The 15872-nt window shown below is 70.3% G+C and carries 16 protein-coding genes; 6 read left to right on the top strand and 10 right to left on the bottom strand.

Annotated features, from left to right (window positions below; genetic code table 11):
* Positions 1-14: 14 nt before the first annotated feature.
* On the top strand, positions 15-680 hold the full coding sequence (locus tag OVN18_RS02500; RefSeq protein ID WP_267781718.1) for a hypothetical protein: 666 nt from the start codon (positions 15-17) through the stop codon (positions 678-680).
* Here OVN18_RS02500 and OVN18_RS02505 read toward each other — a convergent pair.
* The 3 genes from OVN18_RS02505 to OVN18_RS02515 are packed head-to-tail and all read right to left on the bottom strand — an operon-like array spanning position 629 to position 2483.
* Positions 629-901 carry a PTS sugar transporter subunit IIB gene (locus tag OVN18_RS02505; protein WP_267781719.1) on the bottom strand — a complete coding sequence of 91 codons (273 nt, stop codon included), beginning with the start codon at positions 899-901 and terminating at the stop codon, positions 629-631. The genes OVN18_RS02500 and OVN18_RS02505 overlap by 52 nt on opposite strands.
* Complete coding sequence (locus OVN18_RS02510) at positions 898-1350, bottom strand: PTS sugar transporter subunit IIA (RefSeq protein ID WP_267781720.1); 453 nt, start codon at positions 1348-1350, stop codon at positions 898-900. The genes OVN18_RS02505 and OVN18_RS02510 overlap by 4 nt, the downstream gene beginning before the upstream one ends.
* A complete protein-coding gene (locus OVN18_RS02515; RefSeq protein WP_267781722.1) occupies positions 1347-2483 on the bottom strand; it encodes an adenosine deaminase in 1137 nt (378 codons plus the stop codon). The genes OVN18_RS02510 and OVN18_RS02515 overlap by 4 nt, the downstream gene beginning before the upstream one ends.
* A 63-nt stretch (positions 2484-2546) precedes the next feature.
* On the opposite strand from OVN18_RS02515, the gene uriH reads away from it, so the two are divergent.
* Complete coding sequence (gene uriH, locus OVN18_RS02520; protein ID WP_267781723.1) at positions 2547-3494, top strand: uridine-preferring nucleoside hydrolase UriH; 948 nt, start codon at positions 2547-2549, stop codon at positions 3492-3494.
* A gap of 18 nt (positions 3495-3512) precedes the next feature.
* Here uriH and OVN18_RS02525 read toward each other — a convergent pair whose 3' ends face one another.
* The 7 genes from OVN18_RS02525 to OVN18_RS02555 form a co-directional block, all read right to left on the bottom strand.
* Positions 3513-4811: a thymidine phosphorylase gene (locus OVN18_RS02525; protein WP_267781725.1), complete on the bottom strand. Its 1299-nt coding sequence runs from the start codon at positions 4809-4811 to the stop codon at positions 3513-3515.
* On the bottom strand, positions 4811-5176 hold the full coding sequence (locus tag OVN18_RS02530) for a cytidine deaminase (protein ID WP_267782862.1): 366 nt from the start codon (positions 5174-5176) through the stop codon (positions 4811-4813). Before OVN18_RS02530 ends, OVN18_RS02525 begins: the two co-directional genes overlap by 1 nt.
* A 121-nt stretch (positions 5177-5297) precedes the next feature.
* The gene (locus tag OVN18_RS02535) at positions 5298-6593 is read right to left on the bottom strand and encodes an ABC transporter permease (RefSeq protein ID WP_407666055.1); all 1296 of its coding nucleotides are present in this window, start codon (positions 6591-6593) and stop codon (positions 5298-5300) included.
* On the bottom strand, positions 6590-7963 hold the full coding sequence (locus OVN18_RS02540; RefSeq protein ID WP_267781727.1) for an ABC transporter permease: 1374 nt from the start codon (positions 7961-7963) through the stop codon (positions 6590-6592). Before OVN18_RS02540 ends, OVN18_RS02535 begins: the two co-directional genes overlap by 4 nt.
* Positions 7960-9474: an ABC transporter ATP-binding protein gene (locus OVN18_RS02545; protein ID WP_267737994.1), complete on the bottom strand. Its 1515-nt coding sequence runs from the start codon at positions 9472-9474 to the stop codon at positions 7960-7962. Before OVN18_RS02545 ends, OVN18_RS02540 begins: the two co-directional genes overlap by 4 nt.
* Positions 9475-9722: 248 nt before the next feature.
* Entirely contained in the window at positions 9723-10811 is a 1089-nt protein-coding gene (locus OVN18_RS02550) for a BMP family lipoprotein (protein ID WP_267781729.1), read from the bottom strand.
* Between the two features lie 236 nt (positions 10812-11047).
* Complete coding sequence (locus OVN18_RS02555) at positions 11048-12169, bottom strand: mannose-1-phosphate guanylyltransferase (protein ID WP_267781731.1); 1122 nt, start codon at positions 12167-12169, stop codon at positions 11048-11050.
* Positions 12170-12489: 320 nt separating this feature from the next.
* Here OVN18_RS02555 and sdhC point away from each other — a divergent pair, with 320 nt between their 5' ends.
* Genes sdhC through OVN18_RS02575 form a run of 4 tightly spaced genes read left to right on the top strand, consistent with a single transcriptional unit; the run spans position 12490 to position 15807 of the window.
* Positions 12490-12822 carry a succinate dehydrogenase, cytochrome b556 subunit gene (gene sdhC, locus OVN18_RS02560; protein ID WP_267782867.1) on the top strand — a complete coding sequence of 111 codons (333 nt, stop codon included), beginning with the start codon at positions 12490-12492 and terminating at the stop codon, positions 12820-12822.
* Between the two features lie 2 nt (positions 12823-12824).
* Positions 12825-13268: a succinate dehydrogenase, hydrophobic membrane anchor protein gene (gene sdhD / locus OVN18_RS02565; RefSeq protein ID WP_267737997.1), complete on the top strand. Its 444-nt coding sequence runs from the start codon at positions 12825-12827 to the stop codon at positions 13266-13268.
* Positions 13268-15055 (top strand): succinate dehydrogenase flavoprotein subunit, encoded by a 1788-nt coding sequence (gene sdhA, locus OVN18_RS02570; RefSeq protein ID WP_267737998.1) that lies wholly within the window; start codon positions 13268-13270, stop codon positions 15053-15055. The genes sdhD and sdhA overlap by 1 nt, the downstream gene beginning before the upstream one ends.
* Positions 15055-15807 carry a succinate dehydrogenase iron-sulfur subunit gene (locus OVN18_RS02575; protein ID WP_267737999.1) on the top strand — a complete coding sequence of 251 codons (753 nt, stop codon included), beginning with the start codon at positions 15055-15057 and terminating at the stop codon, positions 15805-15807. The genes sdhA and OVN18_RS02575 overlap by 1 nt, the downstream gene beginning before the upstream one ends.
* Positions 15808-15872 lie beyond the last annotated feature (65 nt).

Genomic DNA, 15872 nt, shown 5'->3' on the forward strand with positions numbered 1-15872 from the left:
CTCACACTGGACGCATGCTCGCGTTCCTGCAGCGCTCCGTGCCCGCACCGTCGCGGCGCACCGGGGTGATCGCGCTCGTCATCGGCACCGTGCTCACGCTGCCCGTCTGGCTGGTGTCGATCCCCCTCCCGGCGTGGCTGCTCGACGGAGGTGCGCCTCTCGGGTTCGTCATCATAGGCTCGGACGCCGACCCGGTGACCCCTCTGCGTCAGTTCTCCGCCGTCACGCTGCTGATCTGGCTGGCCTTCGCGCTGCTCGTCGTCGCCGCCATCGCCCTCGCGGGCCGCGACCTCCGGCCGCTCGGCGTAGTGCTCCTCGCCGGCGCTGCTCTCGCGCTCCCCGCCGTGCTCACTGGAGCTGACATCGCCACCGCCCCGCTCGCGAGCCAGCTGCTCCCGCTGCCGATCGCCGCCGAGCTCGTCCTCGTCCCGCTCGTTCCCGCCTGCGCGATCGGAGCGCTCGTCGCGTGCGGCTCCCGCGAGCTCACCCGAGACCCCCGCCGGGTGGTCATCCGTGCCGCGGTCGTCAGCGCTCTCGGTACGGCGCTCCTGAGCCTGGTGCCGCTCTTCACACTGCTGCCCGTCTCAGCACTCGCCCTCGCGCTCGGCTACGCGATCACGCGCGGCCCTCAGCCGATCGCGGCCTCGATCTTGCGGCTGAGCTCCTCGGTGTCGAAGTAGTTCTCGATCACGATGACGTCGGCGCGGGTCGGGCCGATGGCCTCGACGAACTCGGCGCTCGTGAGGATGACCTGCGCGTCGGCCGCGACCGTGCCGACCGAGGCGATGTCGGCGGCGACGACCGAGGCCGTGAGGCCGAGCCGCTGCAGCACGCGCTCGGCGTTGACCTTCAGGATGCCGCTCGAACCGATGCCCGCGCCGCAGATGGTGACGATCTTCATGCGCCGCTCCGGCCCTGGAGGATGGCGCGCACCTGGTCGCGCGTGGTCGCCGCGGCGACCGCCGCGATGGCGGAGGAGTCGTTGAACGCGTTCGCGAGGGCGGCGACCGAGGCGAGATGGGCATCCGGAGCGACGCCGGCGAGGCCGATGACGACGCGCACCGGATCGTTGTGGGCGTGGCCGAACTCGACCGGCTCGGCGAGCGTCACGACCGAGAGCCCCTCGCAGCGCACGTCGGCGCCGGGGCGCGCATGGGCGAGCGCGAGGCCCGGGGCGATGACGATGTACGGGCCGTGATCGTCGACCATGCGGATCATCGCCTCGGTGTACTCGGCGGTCGTGCATCCCGAATCGACGAGGGCGTCGCCGGCGAGGCGCACCGCCTCCCGCCAGTCGGCCGCGCGCGCCCCGACGACGATCGCGCGGTCGGCGAGCGGCGGAAGGGTCATCGGGCGTCCTCGGCGTCGAGGAAGGGCTCGAACCCGGCGATGATCGCGTCGGTGAGGGTCTCGCGGTCGTCGACCGAGAGGAAGGCGGCGGAGGCGGCGTTGAGCTGCAGCGTCAGCACGTCGTCGAGGTCGTAGCCGAAGGCGTCGCTCACCAGGGCGAGCTCGCGGCTCAGGGTGGTGCCGCTCATCAGACGGTTATCGGTGTTCACCGTGACGAGGAAGCCCAGCTGGTAGAAGAGGTCGAGCGGGTGGTCGACCATCTCGTCGCCCCACTGCGCGATCGCGCCGGTCTGCAGGTTCGAGCTCGGGCTCGTCTCGAGGCAGATGCGGCGGTCCTTGATCCACTCGGCGAGCTCGCCGAGGCGCGCATAGCTCGTGCCGTTCTCGGTGGAGATCTCGATGTCCTCGGCGAGACGCACGCCGTGGCCGAGGCGCAGGGCGCGGCCGTCGAGGAGCGCGCCGCGGATCGAGTCGAGGCCGTCGGCCTCGCCCGCGTGCACGGTGGCGGGGAAGAAGCTCTGCGCGAGGTGGTCGAAAGCGTCGCGCATGCGGCCCGCGGGGAACCCCGCCTCGGCGCCGGCGATGTCGAAGCCGACGACGCCCGCGTGCCGGTGCCGCACGGCGAGCTCGGCGATCTCGAGACCCCTGTCGGCGTGGCGCATGGCGCTGATGAGCTGGCCGACGCGGATGGTGCGGCCGTCGGCGCGCGCCTCCGCGACGCCGTCGTCGAGACCCGCCTGCACGGCCTCGACCGCTTCGTCGAGACTGAGGCCCTTCTGCTGGTGCTGCTCGGGCGCCCAGCGGATCTCGCCCCAGATCACGCCGTCGGCGGCGAGGTCGAGCACGAACTCGTGCGCGACGCGGCGAAGGCCCTCGGCGGTCTGCATGACGGCGGTCGTGATGTCGAAGGTCTTCAGGTACTCCACGAGCGAGCCGGAGTTGCTCTTCTCGGCGAACCAGGCGCCCAGCTCCTCGGCGGTCGAGGCCGGCAGCTCGAGCCCGATCCCGGCGGCGAGGTCGATGATCGTCTGCGGGCGCAGCCCCCCGTCGAGGTGGTCGTGCAGCGACACCTTCGGCAGCTGCTCGAGCACGATGTCGGTGCCGGGAAGGAGGGTCTCAGTCGCCGTCGTCATAGCGATAAACCTACCGTTCGCCGGGCAAGAACGCGCTGGGCGCGGAGGCCTACGCTGAGGGGCATGCCCGAGAAGATCATCCTCGACTGCGACCCCGGCCACGACGATGCGATCGCGCTGCTGCTCGCGCACGGCAGCCCGCAGATCGAGCTGCTGGCCGTCACCACCGTCATGGGCAACCAGACCATCGAGAAGGTCACGCGCAACGCCCTCGCCGTGGCCCGCGTGGCCGGCATCACGGGCGTGCCGTTCGCCCGGGGTGCGCATCGACCGCTCGTGCGACCGATCGAGACGGCGCCGAGCATCCACGGGGAATCGGGCCTCGACGGCCCCGTCCTTCCCGAACCGACCATCGAGCTGGATGCCCGGCACGCCGTGCAGGTCATCATCGACACCGTCATGGCCCACGAGCCCGGCACCGTGACGCTCGTGCCCACCGGCGCGCTGACGAACATCGCCCTCGCCGCCCGCCTGGAGCCGCGGATCGTCGAGCGGGTGAAGCAGGTCGTGCTCATGGGCGGCGGCGTGCACGTCGGCAACTGGAGCGCCGTGAGCGAGTTCAACATCGTCATCGACCCCGAGGCCGCGCACATCGTCATGAACGAGGCGTGGCCGCTCACGATGGTCGGCCTCGACCTGACGCACCAGGCGCTCGCGACGCCCGAGGTCGCCGCCGCGATCGCCGCCGTGGGCACCGGGCCCGCGCGCTTCGTCGGCGAGCTGCTCGACTTCTTCGGGCAGACCTACCGCGACGCGCAGGGCTTCGAGCACCCTCCGGTGCACGACCCCTGCGCGGTCGCCTACGTCATCGACCCGAGCATCATGACGACCGTGCGGGCGCCGCTCGACGTCGAACTGACCGGCGCGCTCACCGTCGGCATGACGGTGGCCGATCTGCGCGGGCCCGCTCCCGAGGGATGCACGACCCGGGTCGCGATGAACCTCGACAACGACCGCTTCTGGGCGCTCGTCGTCGACGCGCTCGAGCGCATCGCCGACCCCGCGGTGTGACCCGCGGGGTACGGCGCCCTACGCCTCGACGACCCCCGCGATGAGCGGCCCGCCGGTCTCGATCTCGTCGCCGGCGTCGCCGATGCGGTAGCCGCCCTCGAGCGCCTCGAGCGCGCGGTCGAAGCGCGCGGCGTCGTTGGTGCTCATGGTGAAGAGCGGCTGCCCCTTGGTCACCGCGTCACCCGGCTTGGCGTGCAGGTCGATGCCCGCGGCGTGGTCGACCGGGTCCTGCTTGCGGGCACGGCCCGCTCCGAGGCGCCAGGCGGCGATACCGAAGGGCAGGGCCTCCTGAGCGACGAGCACGCCGTCGCGGTCGGCGGTGACGACGTGGGTCTCCGACGCGACCGGGAGCGCAGCATCCGGGTCGCCGCCCTGGGCGCGGATCATGGCGTTCCACGAGTCCATCGCCCGGCCGTCATGCAGCGCGGCGGCGACGTCGACGTCGGTGACGCCGGCGAGCTCGAGCATGTGGCGGGCGAGCTCGACGGTCAGCTCGACCACGTCGGCGGGGCCGCCGCCGGCGAGCACCTCGACCGATTCGCGCACCTCGTTGGCGTTGCCGATCGCGAGACCGAGCGGCACGTTCATGTTGGTGAGCACGGCACGGGTGGCGACGCCGGCGTCCTCGCCGAGGCGCACCATGACCTTCGCGAGCTCGCGCGACTTCTCGATGTCCTTGAGGAACGCGCCCGAGCCGAACTTCACGTCGAGCACGAGGGCGGCGGTGCCCTCGGCGATCTTCTTCGACATGATCGACGAGGCGATGAGCGGGATGCACTCGACCGTGCCCGTGATGTCGCGCAGGGCGTAGAGCTTGCCGTCGGCGGGCGCGAGGCCCGATCCGGCCGCGCAGACGACGGCGCCGGCGCTGTCGAGCTGCGCCATCATCTCGTCGACGCTGACGTCGGCGCGCCATCCCGGGATGCTCTCGAGCTTGTCGAGCGTGCCCCCGGTGTGACCCAGCCCGCGCCCGGAGAGCTGCGGCACGGCCACCCCGAACGCGGCGACCAGCGGCGCGAGCGGCAGCGTGATCTTGTCGCCGACGCCGCCCGTCGAGTGCTTGTCCGTGGTCTTCTTGGAGAGGCCGGAGAAGTCGAGGCGGGTGCCGCTCGCCACCATGGCGAGCGTCAGGTCGCGCACCTCCTCGCGCTCCATGCCGTTGAGGAAGATCGCCATCGCCATCGCGGCCATCTGCTCGTCGCCGATGTAGCCGCGCGTGTAGGCGTCGACCATCCAGGCGATCTGCTCGGGGTTCAGGGCGCCGTGATCGCGCTTGGTGCGGATGAGGTCGACGACGTCGAAGGGCTCAACGGCCATTACTGCTCTCCAGGGGTTCGGTAGGCGGCGAGGGTGCGCGGGCCGAAGGCGTCGGGCAGCACCTCGTCGATGGTCTTGATGCCGGATACGGTCTCGAGCAGCATGCCCTCGGCCGAGTGCTCGAACAGCAGCTGGCGGCAGCGGCCGCAGGGCATGAGCGCGCCGCCGTTGCCGTCGACGCAGGTGAAGGCGACGAGGCGGCCCCCGCCGGTCATGTGCAGGCTCGACACGAGCGCGCACTCGGCGCAGAGCGTCAGGCCGTAGCTGGCGTTCTCGACGTTGCAGCCGGCGATGACGCGGCCGTCGTCGACGATCGCGGCGACCCCGACGGGGAACTCCGAGTACGGCACGTAGGCCTTCCGCATGGCGTCGAGGGCGACGGCCCGCAGGGCATCCCAGTCGATGGCGTCGGTCACGATCACTCTTCTCCTCTCGAGGGCGCGGTGGGGATGGCGGGCGCGCTGCGCGCCCGCCGCATCCCGCGCATCACGCCTTGATGTAGGGCTTGCCGCTCGCCGCCGGTGCTCGGGAGAGCCCGACGAAGCCGGCGACCGCCACGATGGTGACCACGTACGGCAGCATGAGCATGAACTCGCTCGGCACGGGCGATCCGACGATCGACAGCGTCGACTGCAGGTTGGTCGCGAAGCCGAACAGCAGCGCGGCGAGCGTGGCCCTGATGGGATCCCATCGGCCGAAGATGACGGCGGCGAGCGCGATGAAGCCGGCGCCGTTCGTCATGTCCTTGCCGAAGCTGCCGATCGCCGCGAGCGTGAAGAACGCGCCGCCCCCGCCGACGATCGCGCCCGCGAGAAGCACGTTCCAGAAGCGCGTGCCGCGCACGTTGATGCCGACGGTGTCGGCGGCCGTCGGGTGCTCGCCGACGGCGCGCAGGCGCAGGCCCCAGCGCGTCTTGAACAGGCCGAACCAGACCAGCGCGATGGCGATGTACATCAGGTAGACGATGACCGTCTGGCGGAACAGGATCGGCCCGAGCACGGGGATGTCGCTGAGCAGCGGCAGCGCGATGCGCTCGAAGCGGGCCGGCGAGTTGAACAGGTCGGGGTTCGGCACCATGACCGTCGAGTAGAGGAAGCTCGTCAGGCCGAGCACGAGCACGTTGAGAACGACGCCGACGATCACCTGGTCGACGAAGTACTTGATCGCGAAGGCGGCGAGCACGAACGAGACGAGCGCGCCGGCGACCATCGCGCCGATCAGGCCGAGCCACACGTTGCCGGTGACCGAGGCGACGAGCGCGGCCATGAAGGCGCCGCCGAGCAGCTGCCCCTCGATGGCGATGTTGACGACGCCGACGCGCTCGGAGATCACGCCGCCGAGCGAGCCGAAGATCAGCGGCGTCGAGACGGTGAGGGCTCCGGCGAGGAGGCCGACGAGCGGCACGGTCGCGCCCGCGGCGGCCCAGGTGAGGAAGCCCACCAGGAAGAGCACGGCGAACACCGTCACGAGCCAGAGCGGCACCTTCCGGGCGGCGCGCACGAGCAGGAACGCCCCGACCGTGATCGCGACCATGAGGATCGTCACGACGACGCTCGTCGCGATGAGCGGCAGCTCGAGGGCCGGCAGCTGGATGGCGTCGCGCCCCTCCGAGAGCCGGAAGGAGGTGGTCTGGTCGCCCCGGCCGAGCGCGAAGAACAGCACCACGGCGAGCACGGTGAAGATCGCGAAGCCGATGGGCGCCTTCCAGGAGCGCACGACGATGGGGCTGGTCGTCCCCTCGGGCGCCGTCGCCGGCGCGACGGTTGCGGGTGCTGCGGTCACTGGGACACCTCCGTCTTGCGGGCGAATCGAGGCAGACGCCACTGGTACGTGCCGTCGGGGGTCGGCAGGCGGAAGATCGAGCGCACGAGCGGCGGTGCCGCGATGAAGAGCACGATGAACGACTGCACGACGAGGACGATGTCGACCGGGATGCCCTCCGAGGCCTGCATCGTGAACGAGCCGGCCTTCAGGGCCCCGAACAGCAGCCCGGCGAAGAAGACGCCCCAGGGCTTGGATCGGCCGAGCAGCGCCACGGTGATGGCGTCGAAGCCGATGCCGGCGTCGAGACCCGCGGCGAAGCCCCCGGTGAAGTTGCCGAGCACCTGCTGCACCCCGGCGAGCCCGACGAGCGCGCCGGCGATGAGCATGACCTTCACGTAGACGGCCTTCACGTCGATGCCCGCCGTCTGCGCCGCGTGCGGGTTCTCGCCGACCGCGCGGAACTGGAAGCCCATCGCCGAGCGGTTGAGCAGGTACCAGACGTAGATCGTGGCGAGCACGACGAGCACGAAGCCGATGTCGAGGTTGTACTGCGGGCCGAGCAGGCTCGGGTACTGCGCCGACTCGAGGATGGGACCGCTCTGCGGATTGTTCTGCCCCGGCTCCTGCAGCGCGCCCGGCGTGCGCAGCAGGAACGAGATGAGGTAGAACGCGATGTAGTTGAGCATGATCGTGACGATCACCTCGTGCGCGCCGGTGCGCGCCTTCAGCAGGCCGACGATGCCGCCCCAGATCGCGCCGCCGATGATGCCGACGACGAGGGCGACGATGAGGTGCAGGCCCGGCGCCATCGGCACGTAGGCCCCGACGTAGCCGGCGGCGGCTGCCGCGATGAGGATCTGACCGCGGCCGCCGATGTTGAACAGACCCACGCGGAAGGCGAGCGCCACGCCGAGGCCGGCCGCGATGAGCGGCGTGGCGAAAACGATGGTCTCGGTCAGCGGGCGGATCGCGACCGCGAAGCCGCGGTCGGTCTCGTAGTTGAAGATCGACCCGCGGAACAGGGCGGCGTACCCTCCGCTGACGGCATCCCACGCGGCGCGCAGCATGTCGGTGGGGCGCGAGAAGAAGTAGCCGGCGGTCTCGGCGACGCGCTCATCGGTGAGGACGATCAGCAGTCCGCCGAAGACGAGCGCGAGCACCACGGCGAGCACCGAGATGGCCGCGCTGCCGCCGAAGATCTCCTTCAGCAGCTGGTTCGACTTCGGCTGCTCGTGCGGGGTTCCCGCCGCGGCACCGGTGGTCGCGGGATCGTGCGGCCCGGTCGCCTCGGCGGCGACGGCGGCCGTGGTCGGCGCGGCCGGGAGGCCGTTGCCGGGGCCCTCGGGAACGCGACCGCTGTGCGGGGGCGTGGTGTTCGAGTCGCTCATGCGGCCACCTCCGCCGGCGTCTCGCCGGCCATCATCAATCCGAGAACGTCGCGGGGGGTGTCGCCGGGCACGATGCCGACGATCCGCCCGCGGTACATGACCGCGATGCGGTCGGCGAGCGCGACGACCTCGTCGAGCTCGGTCGAGACCACGATCACCGGCACGCCGGCGTCGCGCGTGGCGACGATGCGCTTGTGCACGAACTCGATCGATCCGACGTCGAGGCCGCGCGTGGGCTGGGCGGCGATGAAGAGGCGCAGCTCGCGGCTCAGCTCGCGGGCGAGCACGACCTTCTGCTGGTTGCCGCCCGAGAGGCGGCCCACCTTGGTCGTGATGCCCTGCGCGCGCACGTCGAACTCGCGCACCTTCTCCTCCGCGAAGCGGTCGAGGTCGGCGAGCTGCAGGGTGCCGCGCTTGACGAAGGGCTCGCCGGTCGAGCGGTCGAGCATGAGGTTCTCGGCGATCGTGAACTCCTTCACGATGCCGTCCTCGCTGCGGTCCTCGGGCACGAAGCCGACGCCGGCGTCGAGCACCTGGCGCGTGGAGCGGCCGATGAGCTCGGCGCCGTCGAGCGAGATCGAGCCGGCCGTGTGGCGCTGCAGGCCCATGATGGCCTCGGTGAGCTCGGTCTGCCCGTTGCCCTGCACGCCGGCGATCGCGAGGATCTCGCCGCGGCGGATGCTGAACGAGATGCCGTCGACGAGCACCTGGCCGAGCGGGTCGGTGACGGTGAGGTCGCGCACCACGAGGGCGTCGTCGCCCGGCGTCGCCGTGTCCTTGTCGACCGTGAGGTCGACCGCGCGGCCGACCATGAGGGAGGCGAGCTCGGCGTTGCTCGCCGTCGGCGAGGCCTCGCCGACGACCGCCCCGAGCCGGATGACCGTGATGCGGTCGGCGACCTCGCGCACCTCGCGCAGCTTGTGCGTGATGAAGACGATCGACGTGCCCTCGTCCTTGAGCTGGCGCATGATGCCCATGAGCTCGTCGGTCTCCTGCGGCGTGAGCACGGCGGTCGGCTCGTCGAAGACGAGCACGTTCGCGTTGCGCGACAGGGCCTTGATGATCTCGACGCGCTGCTGCACGCCGACGGGCAGATCCTCGATCTTGGCGTCGGGGTCGATCTCGAAGCCGAAGCGGGCCGAGATCTCGCGCACCTTCGCCCGGGCGGCGTCGAGGTCGAGCAGACCGGCCGCGCGCGTCTTCTCGTTGCCGAGCATGACGTTCTCGGCCACCGTGAAGACGGGGATGAGCATGAAGTGCTGGTGCACCATGCCGATGCCCGCGTTCATCGCGTCGCCCGGCCCGGAGAAGGCCTGCACCTGGTCGTCGAGCAGGATCTCGCCCTCGTCGGCCTGGTACAGGCCGTAGAGGGTGTTCATCAACGTGGACTTGCCCGCACCGTTCTCGCCGAGCAGGGCGTGGATCTCGCCGGGCTGCACGATGAGGTCGATGTGGTCGTTGGCGACCAGTGCGCCGAAGCGCTTGGTGATGCCACGAAGCTCGAGTTTCATGCTCCGCGCCTTCCCGCGCCGTGGGTGGGCCGGCGCTGTGCGAGTGGTGGTGTTCCGGGTTCCGCAGGCCGCAGCAGGGCGACCGCGGCGTGCCCTGCGGCTAATGGTACGGGAGCGCAGCCACCGCGATATGAGCAGGGATGCGCGCATCTGAGCAGGATCCCCGTCGGCGAGCGGCGGCGGGAGCCCGGAGAACGGGCCGGGGGAGGCCAGCAGCGCTGGCCTCCCCCGGATGGAACTGGCTCGGACTACTGACCGGGCGACGCCGGCGAGCTGACCTCGATCGAGCCGTCGACGATGCCGGCGGTGATCTCGTCGAGCTGCGCCTGGAGCTCGGCGTCGACGAGCGACTCGAAGTCGTGGAACGGGGCGAGGCCCACGCCCTCGTTCTCGAGGGTGCCGACGTAGGGCGAGTTGTCGAAGTTGCCCTCGCCGGCGGCCATGACGACGTCGTACACGCCGTTGCTGATGTTCTTCAGCACCGAGGTGAGGAGGAGGTCTCCGACGCTCGGGTCGGTCTCGAACACGTCGGAGTCGACGCCGAGGAGGGCGACCTCACGGCCGGAGTCGCGGATGGCCTCGGCGGCCGACTGGTAGATCGGGCCACCGACGGGCAGCAGCACGTCGACGTTCTGGTCGAGCAGGCCCTGCGCCACCGTGAGCGCCTCGGTGCCGGCGTCGAAGCCGCCGGTGAAGGCGCCGTCCTGCGCCTCGAAGTCCCAGCCGAGGGCCTGGACGTCGGTGCCGTTGACCTTGTTGTGGTACTCGACGCCCTGCACGAAGCCGTCCATGAAGATCGTGACGGGCGGGATGGGCAGGCCGCCGAAGGTGCCGACGACACCGGTCTCGGAGTAGCTCGCCGCCGCGTAGCCGGCGAGGAACGCCGCCTGGACGGTGTCGAACTGGATCGGCTTGACGTTGTCGCCCTCGACGGCCGAGTCGATGATCGCGAAGTTGATGTCGGGGTTCGCGGCGGAGGCCTCGGCTGTCGCCTCCTCGAGCAGGAAGCCCACCGTGATGATGAGGTCGCAGCCCTCGTCGACGAGGCTCTGCACGTTGGGGCCGTAGGCGTTCTCGTCCTGCGACTGCACATCGGTGAACTCGACGCCGAGCTCCTCCGCTGCGCGCTCGAGGCCCTCGAAGCCGGCCTGGTTGAACGAGCGGTCGTCGAACCCGCCGGCGTCGGAGACGATGCAGGGAAGGAAGTCGAGCGCCTCGTCGGTGGGGCCGGCGGTGCCGCCCTCCTCGGGCGCCGCGGCGCACCCGGCGAGCACGAGCGCGCTCGCGCCGAGCATGGCAAGACCGCTGACCGCGGCCTTACGGGAAGTGAAGTTCACTGTGTCCTCCAAAAAGGTGCCCAGCGAGGGGCGCTGGGGCTGTGTGGCTACACGTTAGCGGTGAGCGGGCCCGCTGAGCAGTGCCGGAGGGGCCGGGTGATGCAAGCGTTACGAAGATGCGACGCGCCCGAAATTCCGCGGAAATCCAGGGCTCGAACCGGTGGATGCGCGCAGGAGTGCTCGGATGAGCAGGTGGGGGCGCGCCGGGCGGACGCCGCTCCGGGCTCTCGGGTGCGCTAGAGCAGGTCGTTGCGACCGGAGAGCTTGATGGCGTCGACGACGCTCTTCACGCGCTGCGCGTGCTCGCGCGTGGTCACGAGCAGGGCGTCCGGCGTATCGACGACGACGATGTCGGTGACCCCGATGAGGGAGATGAGCCGCTGGCTCTGGCTGACGACGACGCCGCTCGAGGAGTCGGCGAGCACGCGCGCGCCCTCGCCGAGGATCGCCAGGTCGCCGGTGCGACCGCCCGAGAGCAGCTTCGCGAGCGAGGAGAAGTCTCCGACGTCGTCCCACGGGAAGTCGCCGCGCACCACCGCGAGGCGCCCGGCCGCCGCGGCGGGCTCGGCCACGGAGTAGTCGATCGCGATCTTCGTCAGCATCGGCCAGATGGCGTCGACGACGCGGTCGCGCTTCGGGGTGTCCCAGGCCTCGGCCATCTGCAGCAGGCCGTCGTGCAGCTCGGGGTGCGTCTCCGCCAGCTGGGCGAGCAGCCGGTCGGCCCGGGCGATGAACATGCCCGCGTTCCAGAGGTAGTCGCCGGAGGCGACGTACGCCGTCGCCGTGTCGAGGTCGGGCTTCTCGACGAAGCGCTCGACGAGCTCGGCGTGCGGCGCCCCGTCGACGTCGAGGTCGGCGCCGCAGCGGATGTAGCCGAAGCCCACCGAGGGCTCGGTCGGCGTGATGCCGATCGTCGTGATGTAACCGGCGCGGGCGACCGCGACCGCCTCGGCGACGGCTGCGCGGAATCGAGGGGCGTCGGAGATGACGTGATCGGCCGCGAACGACCCGATCACGACGTCGGGGTTGCGCCGGTGCAGGATGGCCGCCGCGAGTCCGATCGCGGCCGAGGAGTCCTTCGGCTCGGTCTCGAGGATGATGTTCTGCGCGCGCAGCTCGGGCAGCTGCTTCTCGACCGCCCCGCGGTGGGCCCGCCCGGTGACGACCGTGATGCCGTCCTCGCCGCAGAGCGGCAGCAGGCGCTGCCAGGTGTCGCGCAGGAGCGTGTGGCCGCTGCCGGTGAGGTCGTGGAGGAACTTGGGCGCCTCGGCCCGCGAGAGCGGCCAGAGCCTCGATCCGACGCCGCCCGCGGGGATGATGGCGTGGAAGTCGGCGAGGGGTCCTTCGAGTCGCTCCATAGGGCGAAACCCTAGTGGCGCTCGGCTCGCGACGCATCGCCGGGCGCGCTCCCGTTTTCGAGGGGGTCGTCAGCGGAGCATCCCGAGCACTCAGATAAGTCGACGTAGACTTCAGTCATCGGCGGCCACCAGTCGAGCTCGGTCCGGGCATCACCGGATCTCATGGACGCAGAATCCTGCGCCCGTCGTCCCTGCCCTGAGGAGGGTTTCTCGTGCCAGCGAAGGTAACGGGAGCAGGAGCCGTCGGCTCCGCACCCCCGACCATCCCCGCTCCCCGACCGTCTCGACTCGCCGGAACGCTGTACCGCGGCCGCGAGGGGATGTGGTCGTGGGTGCTCCACCGCATCACCGGCGTGGCCATCTACTTCTTCCTGCTCGTCCACATCCTCGACACCGCGCTCGTGCGGGTCAGCCCCGAGGCTTACAACATCGTGATCGGCTCGTACCAGACGCCGATCATGGGCCTCGGCGAGCTCGCCCTCGTCGGCGCGATCGGATTCCACGCGCTCAACGGGCTGCGGATCATCCTCGTCGACTTCTGGGGCGTCGGAACCCGCTACCAGCGCGCCATGTTCTACGGCGTGCTGGGCACCTGGGCCGTCCTGATGATCGGCTTTGCCCCCCGCCACCTCATGCACGTCTTCGGAGGCTGATCATGACGACCATCGACGCACCCCGCAGCCCGTACGCGACGACCCGCACGGGCGTCAACTGGGAGAAGTGGGGCTGGATCTACATGCGCGCATCGGGCGTCGTGCTCGTCGTGCTGATCTTCGGCCACCTCTTCGTCAACCTCTTCCTCGGCGAGGGCGTGAAGCAGATCGACTTCGCCTTCGTCGCCGGCAAGCTCGCCGACCCGTTCTGGAAGGTGTGGGACACCGCGCTGCTCTGGCTCGCGATGATCCACGGCGCCAACGGCATGCGCACGATCGTCAACGACTACGTCGCGAAGCCCCAGGTGCGCCGCATCCTGCTCGGCGCGATCGCCGTCTCGACCGCCGCCCTGGTGATCCTCGGCACGCTCGTGATCTACACCTTCGACCCGTGCCCCGCCGGCGCGGACCCCGCTCTCGTCGCATCGTTCTGTGAGGACCTCTGATGACTGACACCATGACCTCCCCCGCCGCGCCGGTCGTGCACCAGCACGAGTTCGACGTGGTCATCGTCGGCGCCGGCGGCGCCGGCATGCGCGCCGCCATCGAGGCCGGCCCCAACGCCAAGACCGCCGTGATCTCCAAGCTCTACCCGACGCGCTCCCACACGGGCGCCGCGCAGGGCGGCATGGCCGCCGCCCTCGCCAACGTCGAGGAGGACAGCTGGGAGTGGCACACCTTCGACACCGTCAAGGGCGGCGACTACCTCGTCGACCAGGACGCGGCCGAGATCCTCGCGAAGGAGGCCATCGACGCGATCATCGACCTCGAGAACATGGGCCTGCCTTTCAACCGCACGCCCGACGGCAAGATCGACCAGCGCCGCTTCGGCGGCCACACCCGCGACCACGGCAAGGCGCCCGTGCGCCGCGCCTGCTACGCGGCCGACCGCACCGGCCACATGATCCTGCAGACGCTGTTCCAGAACTGCGTCAAGCTCGGCATCGAGTTCTACAACGAGTACTACGTGCTCGACCTGGTCATGAACGAGGGCAAGGCCGCGGGCGTCGTCGCCTACGAGCTCGCCACCGGCGAGCTGCACGTGTTCCGCGCGAAGAGCATCGTCTTCGCCACCGGCGGCTTCGGCAAGATCTACAAGACCACCTCCAACGCGCACACCCTCACGGGCGACGGCGTCGGCATCATCTGGCGCAAGGGCATCCCGCTCGAGGACATGGAGTTCTTCCAGTTCCACCCGACCGGGCTCGCGGGCCTCGGCATCCTCCTCACCGAGGGCGCGCGCGGCGAGGGAGCGATCCTCCGCAACGCCAGCGGCGAGCGGTTCATGGAGCGCTACGCCCCCACGATCAAGGACCTGGCGCCGCGCGACATCATCTCGCGCTGCATGGTGCAGGAGGTCGCGGAGGGTCGCGGCGCCGGCCCCAACAAGGACTACGTGCTGCTCGACTGCACCCACCTCGGCGCCGAGGTGCTCGAGACCAAGCTCCCCGACATCACCGAGTTCGCGCGAACCTACCTCGGCGTCGACCCCGTGCACGAGCCCGTGCCGGTGATGCCGACCGCGCACTACGCGATGGGGGGCATCCCGACCAACATCAAGGCCGAGGTGCTCAGCGACAACGACACCGTCATCCCCGGCCTCTACGCCGCCGGCGAGTGCGCGTGCGTCTCGGTGCACGGCTCGAACCGCCTCGGCACCAACTCGCTGCTCGACATCAACGTCTTCGGCAAGCGCGCCGGCCGTTACTCGGTCGAGTACGCCCGCACCGCCGAGTTCGTGCCGATGCCCGAGGACCCGGCCAAGGAGGTCCGCGAGCTCGTCGAGCGCCTGCGCACCTCGACCGGCACCGAGCGCGTGTCGGTGCTCCGCAAGGAGCTGCAGGAGGAGATGGACAAGAACGCCCAGGTCTTCCGCACCGAGGAGAGCCTCGAGAGCGTCACCAAGACCATCGAGCGCCTGCGCGACCGGTACCAGAACATCGGGATCCAGGACCGCGGCAAGCGCTTCAACACCGACCTCCTCGAGGCGATCGAGCTGGGCTTCCTGCTCGACATCGCCGAGGTCGTCGTCTACTCGGCGCGCAACCGCAAGGAGAGCCGCGGCGGCCACATGCGCGACGACTTCCCCGACCGCAATGACGCCGATTACATGCAGCACACGATGGCGTACCTCACGGGCGACGCGCACAGCGCCGACGCCAGCGACCACATCCGCATGGATTGGAAGCCCGTCGTGATCACCCACTACCAGCCCATGGAGAGGAAGTACTGATGGCGACCGCCACTGCAACCCCGGCCGCCGAGGTCGGCGCCGTCCAGGCGTTCACCGTCACCCTCATCGTGCGGCGCTTCGATCCCGAGAAGGATGCGGAACCGTACTGGGAGGACTTCGACGTCGAGATGTACTCGACCGACCGCGTGCTCGACGCGCTGCACAAGATCAAGTGGGATCAGGACGGCACGCTGTCGTTCCGCCGCTCGTGCGCCCACGGCATCTGCGGCTCGGACGCCATGCGCATCAACGGCCGCAACCGCCTCGCCTGCAAGACGCTCATCAAGGACCTCGACATCACGAAGCCCATCTACGTGGAGGCCATCAAGGGCCTGCCGCTGGAGAAGGACCTGATCGTCGACATGGAGCCCTTCTTCGAGTCGTACCGCCAGGTGCAGCCGTTCCTCGTCGCGGGCTCGAAGCCCGAGAAGGAGCGCCTGCAGACCATCGAGCAGCGCGCCCGGTTCGACGACACCACCAAGTGCATCCTCTGCGCCGCGTGCACCTCGTCGTGCCCGGTGTTCTGGACGGACGGGCAGTACTTCGGCCCCGCCGCGATCGTCAACGCGCACCGCTTCATCTTCGACAGCCGCGACGAGGCCGCCCAGGTGCGCCTCGACATCCTCAACGACAAGGAGGGCGTGTGGCGCTGCCGCACGACCTTCAACTGCTCCGAGGCGTGTCCCCGCGGCATCGAGGTGACCAAGGCCATCGCCGAGGTCAAGCAGGCCATCCTGCGCGGCAAGCCCTAGCTGCTCCGCGCACGATCGACGGCCCCGGGATGCTCATCCCGGGGCCGTCGTCATGCGGGGCGGCC

The sequence above is a fragment of the Microcella daejeonensis genome, assembly GCF_026625045.1.
GTDB classification, from domain to species: domain Bacteria; phylum Actinomycetota; class Actinomycetes; order Actinomycetales; family Microbacteriaceae; genus Microcella; species Microcella daejeonensis.